This window comes from Streptomyces sp. Ru72 (assembly GCF_002920635.1).
GTDB lineage: Bacteria > Actinomycetota > Actinomycetes > Streptomycetales > Streptomycetaceae > Streptomyces.
Window position 1 is genome coordinate 1 of record NZ_PQSR01000010.1, and the last position, 17,739, is coordinate 17,739.

Below are 17,739 nucleotides of genomic sequence, written 5' to 3' on the forward strand. Positions count from 1 at the left end.
GACAAGGCCGATGTGGAGGACCTCGACTTCTTCGCCTTCCCGGAGATCAACTCCGCGTACGGCCAGGACACCGTCGAGGCGCCGACCGACGGGTTCATGCTCAGCAAGAGCCCCAAGAACCACGCCGGTGCCGTGAAGCTCCTGGAGTTCCTGGGCACCCCGGAGGCCGAGTCCTTCTATCTCGCGTCCGACCCGAGCGTCGTCGCCGCCTCCAGCAACGCCCCGACCTCCTCGTACACGGCCCTGCAGAAGAAGGCGTACGACATGATCAGCGGCGCCAAGAACCTGACGCAGTTCATGGACCGCGACAGCCGGCCGGACTTCACCTCCACGGTGATGCAGCCCTCGCTGCAGAACTTCGTCCGTAACCCCAAGGGCGTGGACAGCCTCCTGTCGTCCATCGAGCGCCAGAAGAAGACGATCTTCGCGTCCTCATGAGCATCGACACCGGTATCCAGAACCCGGAGGCGGCCGAGGTGCCGCCTCCGGGCGGCGCGCCCCGACGCGCGGGGTCGGTCAGCCCCTGGTGGTGATGTCGGCCCAGTGGATCGCGTGCCCGGCCTCCAGGCGGTCGCCGTGCGCCTCGGCGAGCAGTTCGATGATCATGAGTCCGCGGCCGTGCTCGTCGTCGGTGCGCTCGGTTGCCTGGCCGCCGTGCGGGACGGTGGGGCCTCCGTCGGACACCTCGATGTGCACCTGCCCGGCCGTGGGGTCGCAGCACAGTCCGAGGGTCAGGGGCGGCTGGGCGTGCCGTACAGCGTTGGTGACCAGTTCGGAGACGGCCAGCAGCACCGAGTCCGCCACCTCCTCGGTGACCTCCCACTGGGTGAGCAGGTGACGGGAGATCCTGCGGGCTTCCCGCGCGGCCTCTGGGCGGTGCGCCAGGGCCCAGGTGCGGCCGGGCGTCGACGTGTGCCGGGTTCCCGCCTGCTGGGGCAGGAGATCTGGAGGACAGACGTACATCGCGGCCATCACCTTCTTCGAGCACGTGGTGCCGTCGGTCTCGTGGCGCTGGTTGGGCTGGACGTGACCACCTTCCCGTGTATCCGTGAGGTGTGTCGTCGTGGCCAGCGCCCAACCTCTTTACCGGCCAGCGGGAATACACGGAACGCAGTCGGCACCGAACGGACAGTCGCCGCTCTATGGGTCTTCGCCGTGCGAGAGTAGGGACTTCGCCGTGCGAGAGTGCGGACGGGCCGGGTGCAGCGACAGAGACCGGGCCGGCCGGAAGGCGGTCGCCGGGGTACGCAGGATCGCACCCCGCCGCTCGCTCGGCACGTCGTGGTTGAAGGCATCGATGGTGGCCACGGTGCTCGCCGTGGGGTGCCCACCGGCTGAGGCTCACCGACAATGGAGGCATGACGGGAAGGGACCCGGACCCGCAGAGCTGGGTCCGGGCGCTGTGCTGACGGATCGGCCATGAGGGATCTACGGGTGGTCCTCGCCGACGATGACGTGCTGCTGCGCGAAGGGCTGGCCAGCCTGCTGCAGCGCTCGGGCCTGGCCGTGGTGGGGCAGGCCGGTGACGCTGTGCAGCTCCTTGACGTCGTCCGGCGGGAAGAGCCGGAGCTGGTGGTGGTGGACATCCGGATGCCGCCGGATCAGGCCACCGAAGGGCTCGAGGCGGCACGCACCATCCGCCGGGACTTCCCCGACACGGGCATTCTCGTACTGTCGGCGCATGTCGAGGTGGAGCACGCGATGGAGCTGCTCGCCGACGGCCGCAGGATCGGTTACCTGCTCAAGAGCCGGGTCGGCGATGTACAGGAGTTCCTCGAGGCGCTGGAACGGATCGCCAAGGGCGGCTCGGTGGTGGACCCCGCGCTGGTCCAGGAGCTGGTGTCCGCCCGCCGCCGGGAGGACCCGCTGGCGGTGCTCAGTGAGCGTGAGCGCGAGGTTCTGGCCCTGATGGCCGAGGGCCGGTCCAACGCCGGCATCGCGCGCCGTCTGTGGGTCACCGAAGGCACGGTGGAAAAGCACGTGCGCAGCATCCTGTCGAAGCTGGGCCTGCCGGAAACCGACGACGACCATCGCCGCGTCCGCGCCGTGATCACCTTTCTGGAGGCTCGGTGACCGGGGCGTCACGGTGACCGTCATCCCTCCGGGCGAGCAGGTCGTGGATGGCACCGCTGGACAGCGCGGTCTTCGCGAGGAATCCGAGCGCGGGACTCGCCACGATGAGGTCGGCGTACTCGTCCTCGGCATGACTGGAGATCAAGATCACCGGAGGCGGCGAGGGGCCTGCCTCATGGCGCAGCCGCTCGGCCAGTTCCAGGCCGCTCTCGCTGCCGAGGTCGATGTCCACCAGTGCGATGTCCGGCCTGAGCTGCGTTGCCTGCTGCAGCGCCTGTGCGCTGTCCGATGCCACGCTCACGACCATGATGCCCTCGCCCTCCAGCAAGCAGCGAGCAGCGTTGAGGAAGTAGGAGCTGTCATCAACGATCATGCAGCGCAACATGTGTCCAGGATCGCAGCGCGGACACCCGGCCGGCATTCCTGCTACCTGTATTCATGACCGGTTGCCCACCGCCTGTCATGCATGGTGGCCTCGTGGATCACCGCGCTGCAGCTCGGCGCACGGCGCGTCTCGGAAGTTCAGTCCCCGGCTCTGGCCGGCTTCATGGAATCGCGGGCGGCCTCGGTGAGCGGGAGTTCTGCACGCAGGGTGGTTCCCGCTCCGTGCGGACTCTCGACAGAGATCCTGCCGCCGAGCGCCGCCACGCGGTCCTTGAGGCCGACGAGACCGGTGCCGCGGACGAAGTCGGCACCGCCGACGCCGTCGTCGTGGACGCACAGGCCCAACACCCCGTCGCCGGCCTCGACCGTGACTCTGACGGCCGAGGCCTGCGCGTGCTTGACGGCATTGGTCAGTGCTTCGCAGACGACGTAGTACGCGCTGACCTGGATCGGCATGGGAATCCCGGTCTCGGTGTGCACCACGAGATCGACCGGCAGGGGGGAACGCCGAGCGAGCGCCTTGAGCGCGGGAGCGAGACCTCCTCTGGTGAGGACCGAGGGGTGGATGCCGCGCGCCATCTCGCGCAGCTCGTCCAGCGCATCCGTCAGCTCGGTGGTGACGTGGTGCAGTCGTGCTCGGAGTTCCTCCGACTCGGGCGGCACTTTCGTCTGCGCGGCGCCCAGGAGCAGCACGAGCGAGACCAGCCTCTGCTGGACGCCGTCGTGGAGATCGCGCTCGATGCGCCGACGGGTCTCGTCGGCCGCGTTGACGATGCGGGCGCGTGAGGCGGTCAGCTCGGCACGGGCTTCGGCGTTCTCGACGGCGGTGGCGACGAGCTCGGTGAACCCGGTGATCTGCGCCTCCGTGCTCGCCGGGAAGGGCTCCTCGTTCTTCCTCGACGCGGCGATGACGCCCCACAGTCGCCCGGCAACCGTGATCGGACAGCCGACCGACGAGTGGATACCCAGCGCACGCGCCTCCTGCGCGATCGCTCCTGTGGCGTCCGCGAAATTCTCGATCCGGGCCGCACCACCGTTGTGCCGGACCTCGCGGGCGATGCTCAGCCCGTTCAGGCTGAAGCGCTTGCCGACGGTCAGCGGGTCCGGTACCCCGCTCCGGCTCCAGACGGCGACGCCGGTGACGGTGCCGTCCGCCTCGTAGCGCTCCATACGGGCGAGATCGGCACCGCAGAGCAGGCCGACCTCGCGGGTGACGGCCTCGAAGACCGCCGAAGCCGGAGCCGACCGGGCGACCAGTGTCGCGACGCGGCGCAACGCGGACTGCTCCTCCGTCAGGCGTGCCGACGCCAGTGCCGCCCGCCGTAGGCGGGCCGCCAGCTCTCCCACCACCGCGGCCGTGAGGAGGAAGACACCCAGCGCGATTCCGCTTTCGGAATCCGCGAGTTCGAACGAGTGGACCGGAGGGACGAACAGATATACGTAGGCCAGCACGCTCAGCACCGAGGTGACCAGCGCCAGCCTCGTACCCCATATGACGGCGACAGGGAGGACTGCGAGCAGGTAGAGCACCAGGAGGTGCAGCGGCGAGATGTGTCGCCCGAGGATTGCGATGACGCCGGTTGTCGCAGCCACCAGCGCGACGCTGGCGAGCAGACCGTTCAACCAACGCCGAGTCGGCAAACGCACCCGGCGCCGAGCCATCGCGTCGCTTCCTTGGTCGAACCTGACAGACACCGTTAGCCAAAGTGTGACATATCGCCCCGGCGGGCGTAGGCGCCGCTCGTGTGGGGCGGGCCTGTCCCGCGCACTGCCCGCCCGCTCCGACCGGCCGTGTCCGGCCGTGGAGCTGGGCGGTGCGGGTCAGCGCAGGACGAGCAGGACGGCCAGCGCGACGAGGAGCGAGTCGATTCGGTCCAGCAGACCTCCGGAGCCGGGTAGCCAACGGCCGGCGTCCTTTGCCTGTGCCCCCCTTTTGATCATGGATTCGAGAAGGTCGCCCACCGGGCCGCCGACCGTCACAGCCACTGCCATCGGCCAGCTCAGCGCGGACAGCGCGGCGAGCACGCCGAGCCCGGCCGCGGACCCGGTCAGAGTCCCGCTCCACCTCTTGGCCGGCGACAGTGGGGACAGCCGCGGTCCGCCCAGCCCTCGACCGGCGAAGTACGCCGCGATGTCGGCGACCGAGACCGCGACGAACAACGCGAGCGCGCTCGCCCCGAGCGGTACCAGCGCGGCCAGCACACTCAGCCAGGCCAGCCCGAGCAGGCCGGCGCAGAGCCGTCGCAGGCCGTGGTCGGCGTCGCCGGCCAGGAGCGGCACTGCGGCCACCGTGAGGGCCCCGATCGCGACCACCCGGAGCACCTGCCCGGGCGCCAGCCAGGCGGCCGTCACCACACCTGTGACCGCCGCGGCCAGTACCACCCGGTCTGCCCGGCCCAGCCGCATCAGCCCGCCGAATTCCGTCACCGCAATCACCCCGACCGTGACGGCGATGGCTGCGGCGCCCGGGCGGCCCAGCCAGAACGCGCCGGTGACCAGGGGCACCCCGGCCGCCCAAGCGCACCACCGGACCATCAGCTCGCGCCGCCGGGACACGGCCACCGCGATGCCGCCCAGCGCCAGCGCGCCACCGAGGTACGGCGCCAGGGACGCCACGGTGATCACCGAGCGGATCCGGTGCCGGGAGCGCCCGGAGACAGCGCGCCGAGCGGGGCCGGACCCGGCCGCAGAACCTGCAGGGCGGCCTCGCACGCGGCCACGATGCGCGCGTTCTCGGCGGTGTCCTTGACCGCGATGCGCACGGTGCGCCCCTGGTACTCCGGCGACAGCGGTGACAGGTCGCGCAGGTACACGTCGTGGCGGCGGCACGCGTCGACGAGTCGAGCGGCGCTCGGCCCGCCGGGCGGCAGAGTCACGGTGAGGAAGTTCGCCACGGCCTCCTCGACCACCAGGGTCTCGTCGAGCCCCGCCAGGGCTGCGGCCAGTTGCCGGCGCAGCGCGTGGGTGCGGAGCCAGCAGTCGCTGTAGTACGCCGGGTCGCGCAAGGCTGCCACCGCGGCCAACTGCGCCGGGAGGCTGACCGGCCAGGGTGGCGTCCATCGGCGTAGCTGCGCCGCGGTGATCGGCTCGGCAACCAGATACGCGGCCCGCATACCGGATAGTGCGTACATCTTGGACAACGAGCTGCAGACCACCACCCGCGGGTCCGTCGCGGCCAAGCCGGCGAGCGACTCCGTCAGGCCGGCATAGCCCAGGTACGCCTCGTCGATCCACCAGCGCGTTCGGCCCGGTGCGGCGGCGATCAGCGAGCGCAGCTCGGCGGCCGGCGCGTGGCGTCCGGTCGGGTTGTTCGGGTTGACCACCACCACGAGGTCGTATCGGCCGTCTTCGACGGCAGCGGACAACCGGGCCGGATCGATCCGCCAGCCGTCTTCGCGACGCAACCGGAACCGGTCCACCCTGCATCCGATCACCCTCTCCGTGACATGGGCGTACTCGCCGTAGCTCGGGTCCGTGAGAAGCACCCTGCTTCCCGGGGTCAGCCACTGACCGAACGCCCTGTAGATCAAGTCGGACGAACCGGCGCCGACCGCGAGCGTCCCAGCCGGCAGCGCCCGGGCCGTGGCGATTTCCGCCAGCAGGCCCTCGGCGCCGGTCGGCGGCGAGGTCCGGGCGGCCCAGGCCGGATCCTCCGCGAGCACCGCTCGCACCCCGGGTGCCGGAGGGAACCAGGCGTCCAGTACGTCGGCCGCGACCACCTGGTGGCGCCGGCGCAGCGTGCGGAAGTCCGTGCCGATGGCGGTGAACGAGGCGCCGCCGTGTTCGCAGCCGTCCGGCCGAGGTGCGAACGGCATGTCCAGCTGCCAGTCCACTGTGGACCGCAGACGCTCCAGCAGGGTGCGGTAACGGCCCGCCGTGACCTTCGTCAGCTCGGTCACGTGGCCGGTCAGCACCTCGAACGTCAAGGCACCGCTGTGCACGGTACGGCCGACCGGGCTCAGGCCGGCGGCCAGGTACATGGTGAGCAGTTCGGTGCGCCCCATCGCCACCACCCGACGACCGCCGCGGGCGGCGATCCAGCGCAGCGCCGCGTACATCAGCAGCGGTGCCGCCGCGGTGGCCCGCCAGCGCCGCTCAACGGTGAGGATGCGAACCTCGAACAGATCGCTCTCGGTCAGCAGCGGGAGCTCGTCGCGGGTCAGGTACTTGTCCAGCGCGTAACGCCCCAACCAGGGCGGAGTCAGGCTGACAAAGCCGATACGGGCCGCCCCTCGCGCCGCGACCAGGTAGACGTTGTCGCCGTCCAGCCCGTCGCGAAGCCGCCCGGCCGGATCCGGCTCATGCTGGCCCAACTCCTGTGCATACACGCGGTGACGCAGTTCGTGGATCCACTCGAGATCCTCCGGAGTAGCAACTCGCAGCTGTAGGTCACGGCCCATAAGCACCTCTCTCGTGGGGGCACTTCATCGTGGGCGACACGGACCGGCCGGGTCAGAGGCAAGTGACGCAATCAGCTGAGTACGCGTACTCAGGCGCAGCCGCGCCCCTGCTGCTTGTGCGCGGGGGACCATTCGGACGTCTGGTGGTGGCGCCGCACTCCGCCGGTCCGCACGCTGGACGTGGACGCGCCGCCGTGCACAGCGTGGCGGCAGGACTTCGGGAGGACCTGTGACCGTTTCTTCGCCCGCCACCGACAGACGGCCCGCTCGCTACGACGACCTGCGGGCCCTGGTGGTCAACTGCACCCTCAAGCGGTCGCCGGAACCCAGCAACACCCAGGGACTCATCGACCGCAGCACCGCCATCCTGGACGCACAGGGAGTGCGGACCGATGTGGTACGGGCCATCGATCACGACATCGCCACCGGCGTGTGGCCCGACATGACCGAGCACGGCTGGGAGAGCGACGCCTGGCCCGACCTTTATCAGCAGGTCCTCGCAGCCGACATCCTCATCCTGGCAGGTCCCATCTGGCTGGGTGACAACAGCTCCGTGATGAAGCAGGTGATCGAACGCCTATACGCATGCTCCAGCTTGCTCAACGAAGCCGGCCAGTACGCCTACTACGGGCGAGTCGGTGGCTGCTTGATCACCGGAAATGAGGACGGCGTCAAGCACTGTGCCATGAACGTCCTCTACAGCCTGCAGCACCTGGGCTACACCATCCCTCCCCAGGCCGACGCGGGCTGGATCGGCGAGGCGGGCCCCGGTCCCTCCTACCTCGATCCCGGCTCGGGCGGACCGGAGAACGACTTCACCAACCGCAACACGACCTTCATGACCTGGAACCTGCTGCACCTGGCACGGGCGCTGAAGGACCTTGGCGGCATTCCCGCCTACGGCAACCAGCGCACCGCCTGGGACGCGGGCTGCCGCCGCGACTACGAAAACCCCGAACACCGGTAGGACGCTCCCGAACGGCCCGGCGGCCCTTGCCATCCAGCCACTCGCCCGCATACCGTCCGCCGAGGCACGCCGCTTTCGCGATCGTGGCACGGACCCCCACTCGTGGAACGGGAAGGAGTACGGACGGTGAGTGATCCCGTCGGCGGCCCGCCGGGCGGCAGGGTTCCGGCCGGGCCTTTGCTGCGGACGATGGTCCGGCGGGACCCGACGGAAGCGCACCGCGTCGCGACACCGCTGGAGCTCTTGTTCGATCTCTGTTTCGTGGTGGCCGTCGCGCAGGCCGGTGGCAAGCTGGTGCACGCCGTGGCGGCGGGGCATGCCGGACAGGGTGTGGGCGGCTACGCCATGATCTTCTTTGCCGTCTGGTGGGCCTGGATGAACTTCACCTGGTTCGCCTCGGCGTACGACACGGACGACGTTCCTTACCGGCTCACCACATTGGTGCAGATCGCGGGCGTCCTCATCCTGGCTGCCGGGGTTCCGCGCGCCTTCGACCGCACGGACTACTCCACCGTCGTGATCGGCTACGTGGTGATGCGGCTGGCCTTGACGACTCAGTGGATGAGAGCGGCCCGCAGTGAGCGGGGCGACGCCCGAGTCACCGCTCTGCGGTACGCCGCCGGCGTCGTCCTCGTGCAGATCGGCTGGGTGGCGTTCGGGTTCCTGCCGCACACGGACGTGAAGGTGTGGGTGTTCGTCGGCCTCGCGGCCGCAGAACTCGCCGTGCCCGTGCTGGCCGAGCGCCAAAGGCCCACTCCCTGGCACCCCCACCACATCGCCGAGCGCTACGGACTGTTCACCCTGATCGTCCTCGGCGAGACGGTCGCCGCCGCGACGGTGGCCGTACAGGGGGCTCTGGACAGGGGCAGTACGACGCAGCTGCTTCCGATCGCCGCGGGGGGCCTGCTGATCGTCTTCGCCGCCTACTGGATCTACTTCGTCGTGCCCATCCACGAGCACCTGTCGACGAGCAGACGTCCTTTCCTGTGGGGATACGGGCACTATCTGGTCTTCTCCACGGCCGCCGGCATCGGCGCCGGACTCGAAGTGGCGATCGAGCAGGTGGTCGGCCAGGCCCACGTCGGCGACACCGGCGCCGCCGCCTCGGTCACCGTCCCGACGGCCGGGTTCGTGTTCTTCACCTGGCTCCTGCACGCGCGCCACCACAAGCCGTCACTGCGGCAGCAGCTGGTCCTGCCGCTGACCGCGGTCGCGATCCTGGCCTGCACGTTCGCAGGCTCGTGGGCGGTGCTGCTGGCCGGATTCGTCGCGGCACTCAGCGTGGCCGTCTCCTTGATCCAGCACCACCGCATCACCCGGTCGTCAGACGCGGCAGCCATTCCCTGAGCTTGTTCGATGTGGCCCGGGAGAGATCCGTCAGGTCCCCCGCCGCTGTCGCACAGCGCTCGAGCGGGCCGCTCGCCGGTGCCGGAGCAAACGTCACGCGTCGAACCCCCGTAGGGCACGCGGTGAGGCTCCGAGCTCGCGTCGGCACGCCTTGTTGAACGCCTGGAGGTCGGGGATGCCGACGGAGGCGGCGACCGCGGAGATGGAGAGAGTCGAGGCGCGCAGCAGGTGCTGGGCGCGGTCGAGTCTCCGGCTGCGGATGTAGCCGACGACCGTGTCGCCGATCGCGGCGCGGAACAGCCTTGTCAGGTGGTTGTGCGAGACCCCCGCGGCCCGTGCGACATCCGGCACGGTGAGCGGTGTGGCCAGGTGCGACTCGATGTAGGCGATGGCCGTGCTGACCGCCGGGTGTGGACGGGGCCGCTCGGCGGTCGGAGTCAGGTGGGCGATGCGCCACAGCGCGGTCCAGATCTCGGCTCTGGTGCGCTGCGGATCGCGGGGCAGGGCGGTGACCGCCTGCCGCAACAGGGAGTCGAGGGCCGGGAGTTCCGGGCCGGCGTCCTGGACGACGGGCAGCGTCCGGGAAGGTCCGACGGCCACGATGCGCAGGTGTGCGTAAAGATGCTCGGAGCGCCCCTGGTAGCGGTAGCGGACCGTGACCCCGGGTGGTACGAGACTCACCTGGCCGGGTCGGATGGCATGCGGAGTGCCGTCGACGTCGAGTTCGGCCTCGTACTGGTACAGGTGCAGCTGCCACAGCTCGGGGAGCCGGAAGACGTCGGTTCGGCTCACGACTCCGTGGACGCTGACGCCGGCGTTCGCCACGACGGGCGGTTCACCGAGCTGGAGCTCCGTTTCGAGCATGGTGAAAAGCTACCAGTAGTGGTGAACCACGCCCACGCGCCGAGCGCTCCTCGATCCCTACGGTGGCCGCATGGCAGACATCCCATTGCTGAGCTCGGTCGAGATGGCCCGCTTCGTCGCACACGGCTCGTTGCGCTTCGATGCCGTCGTCCCCGCGGACATGAACGAGGAGGGGATCGAGGTCCTGCGCAACGGCATCCCCGGTGTGCCCTACGGCAGCAGCGTTCAGGACGCCTATTCGGACGGATCGTTCGTCCGGCGGCTGATCGAGCTTCCCGTCGTTGCAGGCGCTTTGCACTCACTCGTCGGCCCCGGGCCGAGCGTCGACCACCACGCCGTGCACGTGCGCGAGCCCAACGAGGGGCGGGCCCAGCCGCTCCACGGAGACGCGATCATCGATGTGCGCACGGACGCCTTCGACGTCCAGTTGATGTACTACCCGCAGGACGTGACGCCCGACATGGGCGGCACCCTCAGCGTGCCCGGCAGCCATCTGCGGCGGACCAACGAGTCGGACACCGGCCGCTACCAGAACCTGCGCGGTCAGTCCAGGCTCGTCTGTCCAGCCGGCACTGTGGTGTTTTTGCACCACGGAATCTGGCACGGGGGGCGGCGCAACGACAGTGACGTGAAGCGCTACATGTTCAAGATCCGTTTCAATCCGACGGTACGGCAGCGGCGCCTGTGGGACACCTCCGACCTCGACGACCCACGTGTCGCCGAGAACCTCGCCGCCCACTTCCCCTGGTACGAGCACGCCACCTCACGCCTGGAGCTCTACAACCGCGTCCTGCTGTGGCGCGCACTCACCGGAGACGACTCTTTCGACTTGGACCACTGGGTGACCCGGGTCTCCAACCGCCCTCAGGAGGAAATCGCATGAGCTACCGTCAGCAGGTTCTGGTGCTCTACCTGGCCACCTCCGCGCTGGATTCCGAGACCGTGGGCTGGTCGCGGTACGACGGCACGGGAGGCACCTCGCCCACGACCGGCGACGGCGACGAACCGCCGTACAAGTCGGGCGTGCATGCCCTGGAGGACGGCTGGCGGCTGTTCCAGGCCGCCCAGTTGATCCCGCCTTATCCGGGACACGAGTACGACGTGTCGTTCCTCAAGCACGAGTTCTTCTTCGAGAAGCTCGTGGAAGCGGACGCGGAAGACGGGACGGCGCGGGCGGAGTCCTCCCGGTAGTAGCTGATGAGACGCGCGCCCGCATGGCCGCCCGAGGGTGACGTCGACCAGGGCGCCGTGCGGGTGCGGGCGGCGAGGAGCGCGTCGTTCGGGCGGCGAGGAGTGCGTCCGTGGTGCGCCGCAGACAGCACCGCTCGACGCCGGGTGCCGCTTCCGAACTCGCCGTGCCGGATGTCGCCCCGGACATTGCGGCCTTCCGCGTCGAGGAAATCGCGGCCGAGTTTGACGGTGGAGCGGTCCGCGGCCGTCACAGCACCGCCACCGGGGCGACGGGTGAGCCGGTGCCGCCGGGGATGTTCAGGGGAGCCACGACAAGGAGGAACTCGTAGCGACCGGCCTGCGCACAGGCAGCGGAGAGCGCTTCCAGATCGAGGTTGTCCAGCAGGGGGACGCCCATGGCGGTGATGGCCAGGGCGTGCACGGGGGAGTGCAGCCCCTCGACGGGCGAGGGCCGCACGTCGCTGTCGCCGTCGCCGCCGAGCAGGGCGATCCCCCGCCGGGCCAGCAGGGGCATCGCGTCCACGTGGAGTCCGGCGCTGGCGGCATCGGGGTTCCAGGCGCCGAGTTCGGCGCGGCGGCGGAAGTGTCCGGAGCGCAGCAGGACCGCGTCCCCGTCGTCGACGGTCACCCCGAGGGCCTTCTCGGCGGCGCGTACGTCCGCGGCGTGCACGGCTGTGCCCGGCTCCAGCCAGTCGACGCCGAGTACGGCGGGCAGGTCCAGCAGGACTCCCTTGGTGACCAGGGGGCCGAGGGCCGAGACCGACCCGAAGCGGGCGCCGGCCGCGTCGACGACTTCCCGGGCGGTGCGCCCGTCGTAGAGCTGTCCGCGGTAGGCGATGTGGGAGAGGGCGTCGAGGTGGCTGACGCCCTTGCCGTGGTAGTCGGTGGCGATGAAGTCCTTGTGGCAGGACGGCTCGGGGGCCTCGACGTCCCCCAGGTCGGACATGTAGTGTAGGGCCGGCTTGCCGTTGTCCGGGCCCGGCACCGTGTTCCAGGGCAGCGCCATGGGGACTGTGGTGCCGGTGCGGACGAGGCCCGTGGCCCGCCGGGAGTGCTCCGGGGTGACCCGGTTCCAGGCGCCGCGGTCGGCGTCCTCGGGGGACCAACGGCCCCAGGCGCGTACGGTGTCGAAGAGGGCGTCGAACTCCTCCCGGGTGAGGGCAGGGCCGTTGTCCGGAGCGGATCTCCGGTGGGCGTCCGGGACGCGATCGGATGCGGAGGGGGAATAGTACGGACTGCTGGTCATCGCTCGGCGCTCCAAGGCTCGGAGGGTGTCGCTGATCAGGGCGAGGGGAGATCACCGGCCTTCTCGCGGTGGTGGCGATGCCTGGCCGCCTTGGTGCTGTTACCGCAGCGCTGCATCGAGCACCATTTCCGGGGCCTTCCCTGCGCGGAGTCGAGATAGATCATCCGGCAGATCTGGGAGTCGCACTCGCGCAGCCTCTGCCGTAGCACCGGATCCGAGAGCAGTGTTATCAGGTCTCGCGCGATCAGCGAGAGCAGTTCGGGAGCCGACAGCCCGGGGCTGCTTGCTGCGGCGGGAAGGCCATCGGCGTCCGCCTCGAGCCGGGGGGCCGGCGGGTGCACCCGGGCCAGTTGGTTCAGGAGCCGCAGCGACTCCTCCCGGGGGGCGTGGCGGTGAAGGTGTCCGACCGTGACGTCGTACGCGCAGGCCCGCAGTTCGTGCAGGGCTTCGAGTAGCCCGGGCAGGTCCTCGTCCGGGTGAACGGCGAGCCGTACCCCCTCGCACCAGGCCCTGAGCCGGTCAATGTCGCCCATCCGTTCGATCGGCGTGATCGGGCGGCGCCCGACCGTGGCGATGAGATTCAACGACAGGGATCCGGCGTCGAAGCGGAGTTCGCGGAGTTGTGCCGTGACCCGGGTGCGTCGGCCGTCCTGTGCTTCTTCGACCATGTGGCTATAGTAACCCCGTAAAAGGTTACTAAGGGGGGTAGAGCCCGTGGATGTGCGCCGCCCCGCTCCCGGCTTCTCCGGTCCACCGCGCAGCGCGCCCGCGCCGGCCGGCGAGCAGCGAGCAGTCCTGCCGGGAGGGGAGACCCGGCACGATGTACGTCATCTCCCGTAGGGGAAAGGAACACGTCATGCGCATAGCCGTCGTGGGGGCAGGCGGTGTCGGGGGCTACTTCGGCGCCCGGCTCGCCGCAGCGGGCCACGAGGTCACCTTCGTCGCCCGGGGCCGTCATCTGGAGGCCATACGGGAACGCGGACTGCTGGTGCGCAGCCCGCTCGGCGACCTGAAGGTCCCGGCGACGTCGGTGGTGGCCTCCATCGCGGAACTGGAACCCGCCGATGTGGTGCTCGTCGCCGTGAAACTGTGGGACACCGAGGACGTCGCGGCCCAGTTGGCCGATGTCGTGGACGACGGGACCCGCGTCATCTCCCTGCAGAACGGGGTCCGCAAGGACGCAGTCCTGCGCCGGCACCTGCCGACGCAGGCGGTGTGGGGCGGCGTCTGCTACATCTCCGCCGTGATCGAGGAGCCGGGCGTCGTCTCCCACCGCGGCGTGATGCAGAAGGTGGTGTTCGGCCCCTACGACGGCGCGGACACCCCTCGCGCCGGCGACTTCCTCGACGCGTGCGTCTCCTCCGGCATCGAGGCAGAGCTCAGCTCGGACATCGAACGGGTCATCTGGGAGAAGTTCGTCTTCCTGGTGGGGCTCTCGGCGACGACCACCGCCGTACGTCAGCCCATTGGGGTGATCCGCTCCGACGTTCACTGCCGGGAGCTGCTGCGCGATGTGATGACGGAGGCCGTGCAGGTCGGCCGTGCCGCCGGGGTGAGTCTGGATCCGCGGTTCGCCGACGAGAGGCTGGCGTTCTGTGACACCCTGCCGGCCGCGATGACGTCCTCGATGCACAACGACCTGACGCAGGGGAACCGCCTGGAACTGCCCTGGCTGAGTGGCAGCGTCGTCACGCTCGGCCGCGAGCTCGGTATCGCCACACCGCGCAACCAGACGATCGCCGACCTCCTGGCCCCCTACGAGCTGGGACGACCCGATCCGGAGCGCTGACCGCACGGCGTCAGCAGGCTCCCGTCGGCCAGGACAGGCGGACCGTCCGGGACTCGCCGGGCAGCAGCCACAGGTGGTTGTCGCTGTACAGCGTCGGCAGCACGCGGCGGCCGTGCGGGTCCTCCAGCAGCGAGATCCGGACCATGGCGGCCACCACCGGGCCCTGGTTGCGGATCACCGCCGTCAGCTCGGCACCCCGACGTCTCCTTCGCGGAGTGGTGAGCCGGTGCCGACGGAGATCGTCACCGACCTGAGCCACCACGGGGTCGTGGACACCGCCCGCCGCTGCGTCCATGACGGCCCCGGCCGGCCGGCCCTGGCCCTGGAGGCGGAGGGAAAACCGGCGTCGATCGCCCTGTGGAGCAACCTCGGTGGCTTCCCCCTCCCGGCTCCCTACCGCAGCACAGGTCTCGGAGCCATGCTCGGCCGTCTTCGACCTCGCCGACGCGGATCATGGCGACGCCGCATGCGTCCCGGCCACCGGCGAGGTCCGCCGGCGGCTCACTCTCACCGTCGACTGCCATTGCCCCCGAGCCCCGCTGGGAGGAACTGTGCGGTGCTGGTGTCGTGGTCCTCTCGGTCGGCGTGGGGCTGGCAGGTGGAGCAGAGTTCGTGGCGGCCCCAGTGGGTGATCACACTGCCCCAGCCGTTGCAGACTTCGCAGCCGTGGGCGGAAGCGGCGTCGGCGCGGGGGTTGGGGTCGGGAGCGGCGTTCGCTCCGTGGGTCATGCGGTTTCTCCTGGCATCGAGGCTGTCGGCTGGTGCGTGCCTTCGCTACGCAGTGCCCACTTTATACCGTTTATCGCCCGATTGTGTCCGTTTTCGCATTTTTTATGACCGACTGCGTTGCGGCGAGGAGGGAAGCGTCATTACGTGATCCTGGTGGCACGCTCTGCGACCGGCGCATTCCGCGAAGCCGTTCGATACCGCCCTCGTCGAAACGGCTGCGGCCTGCGCGGACGGCTCCCACCGGCTCGCTGGAAGACGAGGAGGAGCCGTCGGCTGCTACGTGGCGGCGGGGCGGATGAGGTCGACGGTTCACCGGCGCGGACGGTATGCGTGCCGCTGCCGGAGCCGATCGTCCGGCAGAGCACGGGCAGGGCACGTGAAGCCTGAACCGGCCGTACCGCTCAGGTTCCCGGCGGCGCGGGCGGCGCTCCGTCCTTGTCCCACGGTGGAGATGAACGGGCTCAGCGGCAGACGAGCAACCCCGCAGCGTGCTTCGCGGCGAGGATCCGATGCACGCTATCGTCCACCTTGGCCCGGAAGGAGGCGTCCTGCTGCATCCGGGTCCGGATCGCCTGCGCCATCGCCGGTACCGTGCTCGGCCGCACGGTCAGGATCATGTCTCCGCCTGCCGAGAGGAAGTTCAGCGCCCGCTGCGCCGGGGTGAAGGACCGTACCGCGACAGCGTTCCCGAGGTCGTCCGAGATCACCACGCCTTTGAAGCCCATCTCACGGCGCAGGAGTTGACCGATGACAGTGGGCGAGAAGGCCGCCAGGTGCTTCGAGTCGATCTTGGTGTAGGTGGCCGACGAGACCATGACGAACGGCGAACCGGCACGGATCCCCGCCCGGAAGGGCAGCAGATCGGGGCTGCCGGCGGTCGTCACCGAGTCCACGACGTTCGCGCTGACGTCGGTGTTGCCGATCACCTGGCCGAGTCCCGGAAAGTGCTTGAGTGTCGTCATCACGCCCGACTGCGCGAAGCCGGCGGCGAAGGCGTTGCTGTGGGAGGCCACGGTGTCGGCGGTGTGGCCGTACTCACGGGCGTACTGGCCGATGGGGCCGTTGCGGGTGCCCAGGCCTGCCGGGACCACGTCGGCGACCGGGGCCAGATCGAGATCGACTCCGGCAGCCTTCAGCTGCTCCGCCCAGCCCGCGGCCCGCGTACGCAGCGTAGTGACCGGCCAGCTGCCCTGGGTCAGCGCGCTGGGTATGGCCGAGAAGCCCGGGCCGCTGAGCACCTGCACCCGGCCGCCCTCCTGGTCGGTGGCGACCATCAGCCCGACCCGCTTACCGGCGACCTGGTCCGCCTGACCGCGAAAACCGTCGACCAGCCTCCTGGTCACCGTCGTACCGGCGCTGCTGCGCCCGGTGAGCATGATGGAACCCACGTGGTGGTCACGCAGAGTGCGCAGTTGAGCCCCGTCGGGGTTGGCTGCGGAGACTCCACCCATGAAAAGCTGCCCAACCCGCTGATCCGGAGTCATGCCGGAGAAGTACCGGTCCGTGCAGGTTGCGGCCGGGGTCGGTGGAGCGGGACTCGTGGCGGCCCCGGTGGTGGCCGAAGCGGCACTGGTCGTGGTGCGGCTGGGCAGGGGATCGCCGGTACCAGGGGTTTTCGTGCCGGAGCTGCTGGCGGGGGGCCGGGGAGGATCGGCCGGTCCTCCGTGCGTGGCCGATTCGCCGCAGGCGGCGGCGGTCAGCGCCAGGATGATCAGCGGGGTCATGGTGCGCAGCGATGCGGGGCGGCGACCTCCGGGCCGGCGGACACGCGTCGTCATGAATTCCTCTCCTGAGCTTGTTGCCCGGATCGCTTCGGTCCGCGGGGCTGGGGAGCCGCTTCCGGCACGGCGAGCTTGGGCCGGCTGTCCATCACACCGTACGTCGATTCGCGACCGGCCGATGCCGCTGCCGGCTGACGCCCGGCCCCCGCTGCCGGCCCGATGACGCTCGGCCCGGTGACACGCCCGGTATGTGCGAGTCTGGCAACGGGTCAACGGGGCAACCGGGCGGAAGGCCAGGCGAACACACGATTGGACGGTGAGGACGCGATGCGGGAGGCCTATCACGCGGAGTTGGGTGCGATCAGTGATGGGCTGGTGGAGATGGCGAACCTGGTCGGCTCGGCCATCGGTCTGGCCACCACTGCGCTCCTGGACGCCGATCTCCAGCTTGCCGAAAGCGTGATCTCCGCCGACCAGAGGGTCGATGACCTGCAGCGGGACCTGGAGAACCGGGCGATCGCGGTACTGGCGCGACAGCAGCCGGTCGCCACCGACCTACGCATCGTGGTCACCTCGCTGCGCATGAGCGCGGACTTGGAACGCTCGGGAGACCTTGCCCAGCATGTGGCCAAGCTGGCCCGGATGCGTTATCCCGAACGTGCCGTACCCCGCGATCTGCGCCGCACGATCCTCGAGATGGGCCAGCTCGCACAGCGCCTTATGGCGCAGGCAGCCGACGTGATCCTCACTCAGGACGTCAAGGTCGCCCTCCGGCTGGAACAGGACGACGACCGCATGGACGAACTCCACCGCACGACCTTCCAGCACCTGATGGACGAACGCTGGCACCACGGAGTGGAGACAGCCGTGGACGTCGCGCTCGTCGGCCGCTACTACGAACGGTTCGCCGACCACGCGGTGTCAGTGGCTCAGCGCGTCGTCTACTTGGTCACCGGTGAGCACGCGGACCAACTGCCCACCGACCGGCCTTTGGCCTGACGCGGCGAGTGCGTGATGCCGCCCGCTGC

17 protein-coding genes and 2 pseudogenes are annotated in these 17,739 nt (G+C 69.9%); 8 read left to right on the forward strand and 11 right to left on the reverse strand.

Translation table 11 applies throughout. From position 1 onward, the window contains the following. Positions 1-438 (forward strand): annotated as a pseudogene (locus tag C3488_RS07020) (carbohydrate ABC transporter substrate-binding protein); the annotation flags it as partial. Between the two features lie 78 nt (positions 439-516). On the opposite strand, the gene C3488_RS07025 reads toward C3488_RS07020, so the two are convergent. After that, complete coding sequence (locus C3488_RS07025; protein WP_258053318.1) at positions 517-972, reverse strand: ATP-binding protein; 456 nt, start codon at positions 970-972, stop codon at positions 517-519. Positions 973-1,419: 447 nt separating this feature from the next. Here C3488_RS07025 and C3488_RS07030 point away from each other — a divergent pair, with 447 nt between their 5' ends. Beyond that, a complete protein-coding gene (locus C3488_RS07030; protein WP_103838451.1) occupies positions 1,420-2,073 on the forward strand; it encodes a response regulator transcription factor in 654 nt (217 codons plus the stop codon). Here C3488_RS07030 and C3488_RS07035 read toward each other — a convergent pair. The 4 genes from C3488_RS07035 to C3488_RS07050 form a co-directional block, all read right to left on the reverse strand. After that, on the reverse strand, positions 2,051-2,446 hold the full coding sequence (locus tag C3488_RS07035) for a response regulator transcription factor (protein WP_258053319.1): 396 nt from the start codon (positions 2,444-2,446) through the stop codon (positions 2,051-2,053). The genes C3488_RS07030 and C3488_RS07035 overlap by 23 nt on opposite strands. A 149-nt stretch (positions 2,447-2,595) precedes the next feature. Continuing rightward, positions 2,596-4,119, reverse strand: coding sequence for a DUF4118 domain-containing protein (locus C3488_RS07040; protein ID WP_103838453.1), 1,524 nt, complete (start codon positions 4,117-4,119; stop codon positions 2,596-2,598). 159 nt (positions 4,120-4,278) lie between these two features. Further along, complete coding sequence (locus C3488_RS07045) at positions 4,279-5,082, reverse strand: phosphatidate cytidylyltransferase (protein ID WP_181138911.1); 804 nt, start codon at positions 5,080-5,082, stop codon at positions 4,279-4,281. Next, the gene (locus C3488_RS07050) at positions 5,079-6,857 is read right to left on the reverse strand and encodes a histidinol-phosphate aminotransferase family protein (protein WP_103838454.1); all 1,779 of its coding nucleotides are present in this window, start codon (positions 6,855-6,857) and stop codon (positions 5,079-5,081) included. Before C3488_RS07050 ends, C3488_RS07045 begins: the two co-directional genes overlap by 4 nt. A gap of 229 nt (positions 6,858-7,086) precedes the next feature. On the opposite strand from C3488_RS07050, the gene C3488_RS07055 reads away from it, so the two are divergent. Both C3488_RS07055 and C3488_RS07060 read left to right on the forward strand, forming a co-directional pair. Continuing rightward, positions 7,087-7,824: a flavodoxin family protein gene (locus tag C3488_RS07055; RefSeq protein WP_103838455.1), complete on the forward strand. Its 738-nt coding sequence runs from the start codon at positions 7,087-7,089 to the stop codon at positions 7,822-7,824. Positions 7,825-8,013: 189 nt separating this feature from the next. Continuing rightward, a complete protein-coding gene (locus C3488_RS07060; protein ID WP_103838456.1) occupies positions 8,014-9,171 on the forward strand; it encodes a low temperature requirement protein A in 1,158 nt (385 codons plus the stop codon). Between the two features lie 93 nt (positions 9,172-9,264). Here the strand turns inward: C3488_RS07060 and C3488_RS07065 are convergent, their stop codons facing one another. After that, on the reverse strand, positions 9,265-10,035 hold the full coding sequence (locus C3488_RS07065) for a helix-turn-helix domain-containing protein (protein WP_103838457.1): 771 nt from the start codon (positions 10,033-10,035) through the stop codon (positions 9,265-9,267). A 70-nt stretch (positions 10,036-10,105) separates the two neighbouring features. On the opposite strand from C3488_RS07065, the gene C3488_RS07070 reads away from it, so the two are divergent. Both C3488_RS07070 and C3488_RS07075 read left to right on the forward strand, forming a co-directional pair. Next, positions 10,106-10,918, forward strand: coding sequence for a phytanoyl-CoA dioxygenase family protein (locus C3488_RS07070; protein ID WP_181138912.1), 813 nt, complete (start codon positions 10,106-10,108; stop codon positions 10,916-10,918). Then, the gene (locus tag C3488_RS07075) at positions 10,915-11,226 is read left to right on the forward strand and encodes a hypothetical protein (RefSeq protein WP_103838458.1); all 312 of its coding nucleotides are present in this window, start codon (positions 10,915-10,917) and stop codon (positions 11,224-11,226) included. Before C3488_RS07070 ends, C3488_RS07075 begins: the two co-directional genes overlap by 4 nt. A 247-nt stretch (positions 11,227-11,473) precedes the next feature. Here C3488_RS07075 and C3488_RS07080 read toward each other — a convergent pair whose 3' ends face one another. Together C3488_RS07080 and C3488_RS07085 are read right to left on the reverse strand one after the other, a co-directional pair. Continuing rightward, positions 11,474-12,472: a cyclase family protein gene (locus tag C3488_RS07080; RefSeq protein ID WP_103838459.1), complete on the reverse strand. Its 999-nt coding sequence runs from the start codon at positions 12,470-12,472 to the stop codon at positions 11,474-11,476. Between the two features lie 35 nt (positions 12,473-12,507). After that, complete coding sequence (locus C3488_RS07085) at positions 12,508-13,140, reverse strand: ABATE domain-containing protein (protein WP_103838460.1); 633 nt, start codon at positions 13,138-13,140, stop codon at positions 12,508-12,510. Positions 13,141-13,328: 188 nt separating this feature from the next. Here C3488_RS07085 and C3488_RS07090 point away from each other — a divergent pair, with 188 nt between their 5' ends. Continuing rightward, complete coding sequence (locus C3488_RS07090; protein ID WP_103838461.1) at positions 13,329-14,261, forward strand: 2-dehydropantoate 2-reductase; 933 nt, start codon at positions 13,329-13,331, stop codon at positions 14,259-14,261. Positions 14,262-14,271: 10 nt separating this feature from the next. Here C3488_RS07090 and C3488_RS42520 read toward each other — a convergent pair. The 3 genes and pseudogenes from C3488_RS42520 to C3488_RS07110 form a co-directional block, all read right to left on the reverse strand. After that, positions 14,272-14,451 (reverse strand): annotated as a pseudogene (locus C3488_RS42520) (glycoside hydrolase family 2 protein); the annotation flags it as partial. Between the two features lie 317 nt (positions 14,452-14,768). Beyond that, positions 14,769-14,990, reverse strand: a complete 222-nt coding sequence (locus tag C3488_RS07105) for a hypothetical protein (RefSeq protein WP_103838463.1) — start codon at positions 14,988-14,990, stop codon at positions 14,769-14,771. A gap of 461 nt (positions 14,991-15,451) precedes the next feature. After that, the gene (locus tag C3488_RS07110) at positions 15,452-16,768 is read right to left on the reverse strand and encodes a glycoside hydrolase family 3 N-terminal domain-containing protein (RefSeq protein WP_103838464.1); all 1,317 of its coding nucleotides are present in this window, start codon (positions 16,766-16,768) and stop codon (positions 15,452-15,454) included. Positions 16,769-17,038: 270 nt separating this feature from the next. Here C3488_RS07110 and phoU point away from each other — a divergent pair, with 270 nt between their 5' ends. Beyond that, complete coding sequence (phoU, locus tag C3488_RS07115) at positions 17,039-17,710, forward strand: phosphate signaling complex protein PhoU (protein WP_103838532.1); 672 nt, start codon at positions 17,039-17,041, stop codon at positions 17,708-17,710. Positions 17,711-17,739: the final 29 nt, after the last annotated feature.

Excerpts from the sequence above, each read along its gene's own strand:
- C3488_RS07080 (WP_103838459.1), bottom strand. The coding sequence starts at position 12,472 with ATGACCAGCAGTCCGTACTATTCCCCCTCCGCATCCGATCGCGTCCCG.
- C3488_RS07090 (WP_103838461.1), top strand. The coding sequence starts at position 13,329 with ATGCGCATAGCCGTCGTGGGGGCAGGCGGTGTCGGGGGCTACTTCGGC.
- C3488_RS07070 (WP_181138912.1), top strand. The coding sequence starts at position 10,106 with ATGGCAGACATCCCATTGCTGAGCTCGGTCGAGATGGCCCGCTTCGTC.
- C3488_RS07110 (WP_103838464.1), bottom strand. The coding sequence starts at position 16,768 with ATGACGACGCGTGTCCGCCGGCCCGGAGGTCGCCGCCCCGCATCGCTG.
- C3488_RS07075 (WP_103838458.1), top strand. The coding sequence starts at position 10,915 with ATGAGCTACCGTCAGCAGGTTCTGGTGCTCTACCTGGCCACCTCCGCG.
- C3488_RS07035 (WP_258053319.1), bottom strand. The coding sequence starts at position 2,446 with ATGATCGTTGATGACAGCTCCTACTTCCTCAACGCTGCTCGCTGCTTG.
- C3488_RS07040 (WP_103838453.1), bottom strand. The coding sequence starts at position 4,119 with ATGGCTCGGCGCCGGGTGCGTTTGCCGACTCGGCGTTGGTTGAACGGT.
- C3488_RS07025 (WP_258053318.1), bottom strand. The coding sequence starts at position 972 with ATGGCCGCGATGTACGTCTGTCCTCCAGATCTCCTGCCCCAGCAGGCG.
- C3488_RS07105 (WP_103838463.1), bottom strand. The coding sequence starts at position 14,990 with ATGACCCACGGAGCGAACGCCGCTCCCGACCCCAACCCCCGCGCCGAC.
- C3488_RS07050 (WP_103838454.1), bottom strand. The coding sequence starts at position 6,857 with ATGGGCCGTGACCTACAGCTGCGAGTTGCTACTCCGGAGGATCTCGAG.
- C3488_RS07060 (WP_103838456.1), top strand. The coding sequence starts at position 8,014 with ATGGTCCGGCGGGACCCGACGGAAGCGCACCGCGTCGCGACACCGCTG.
- phoU (WP_103838532.1), top strand. The coding sequence starts at position 17,039 with ATGCGGGAGGCCTATCACGCGGAGTTGGGTGCGATCAGTGATGGGCTG.
- C3488_RS07085 (WP_103838460.1), bottom strand. The coding sequence starts at position 13,140 with ATGGTCGAAGAAGCACAGGACGGCCGACGCACCCGGGTCACGGCACAA.
- C3488_RS07030 (WP_103838451.1), top strand. The coding sequence starts at position 1,420 with ATGAGGGATCTACGGGTGGTCCTCGCCGACGATGACGTGCTGCTGCGC.
- C3488_RS07065 (WP_103838457.1), bottom strand. The coding sequence starts at position 10,035 with ATGCTCGAAACGGAGCTCCAGCTCGGTGAACCGCCCGTCGTGGCGAAC.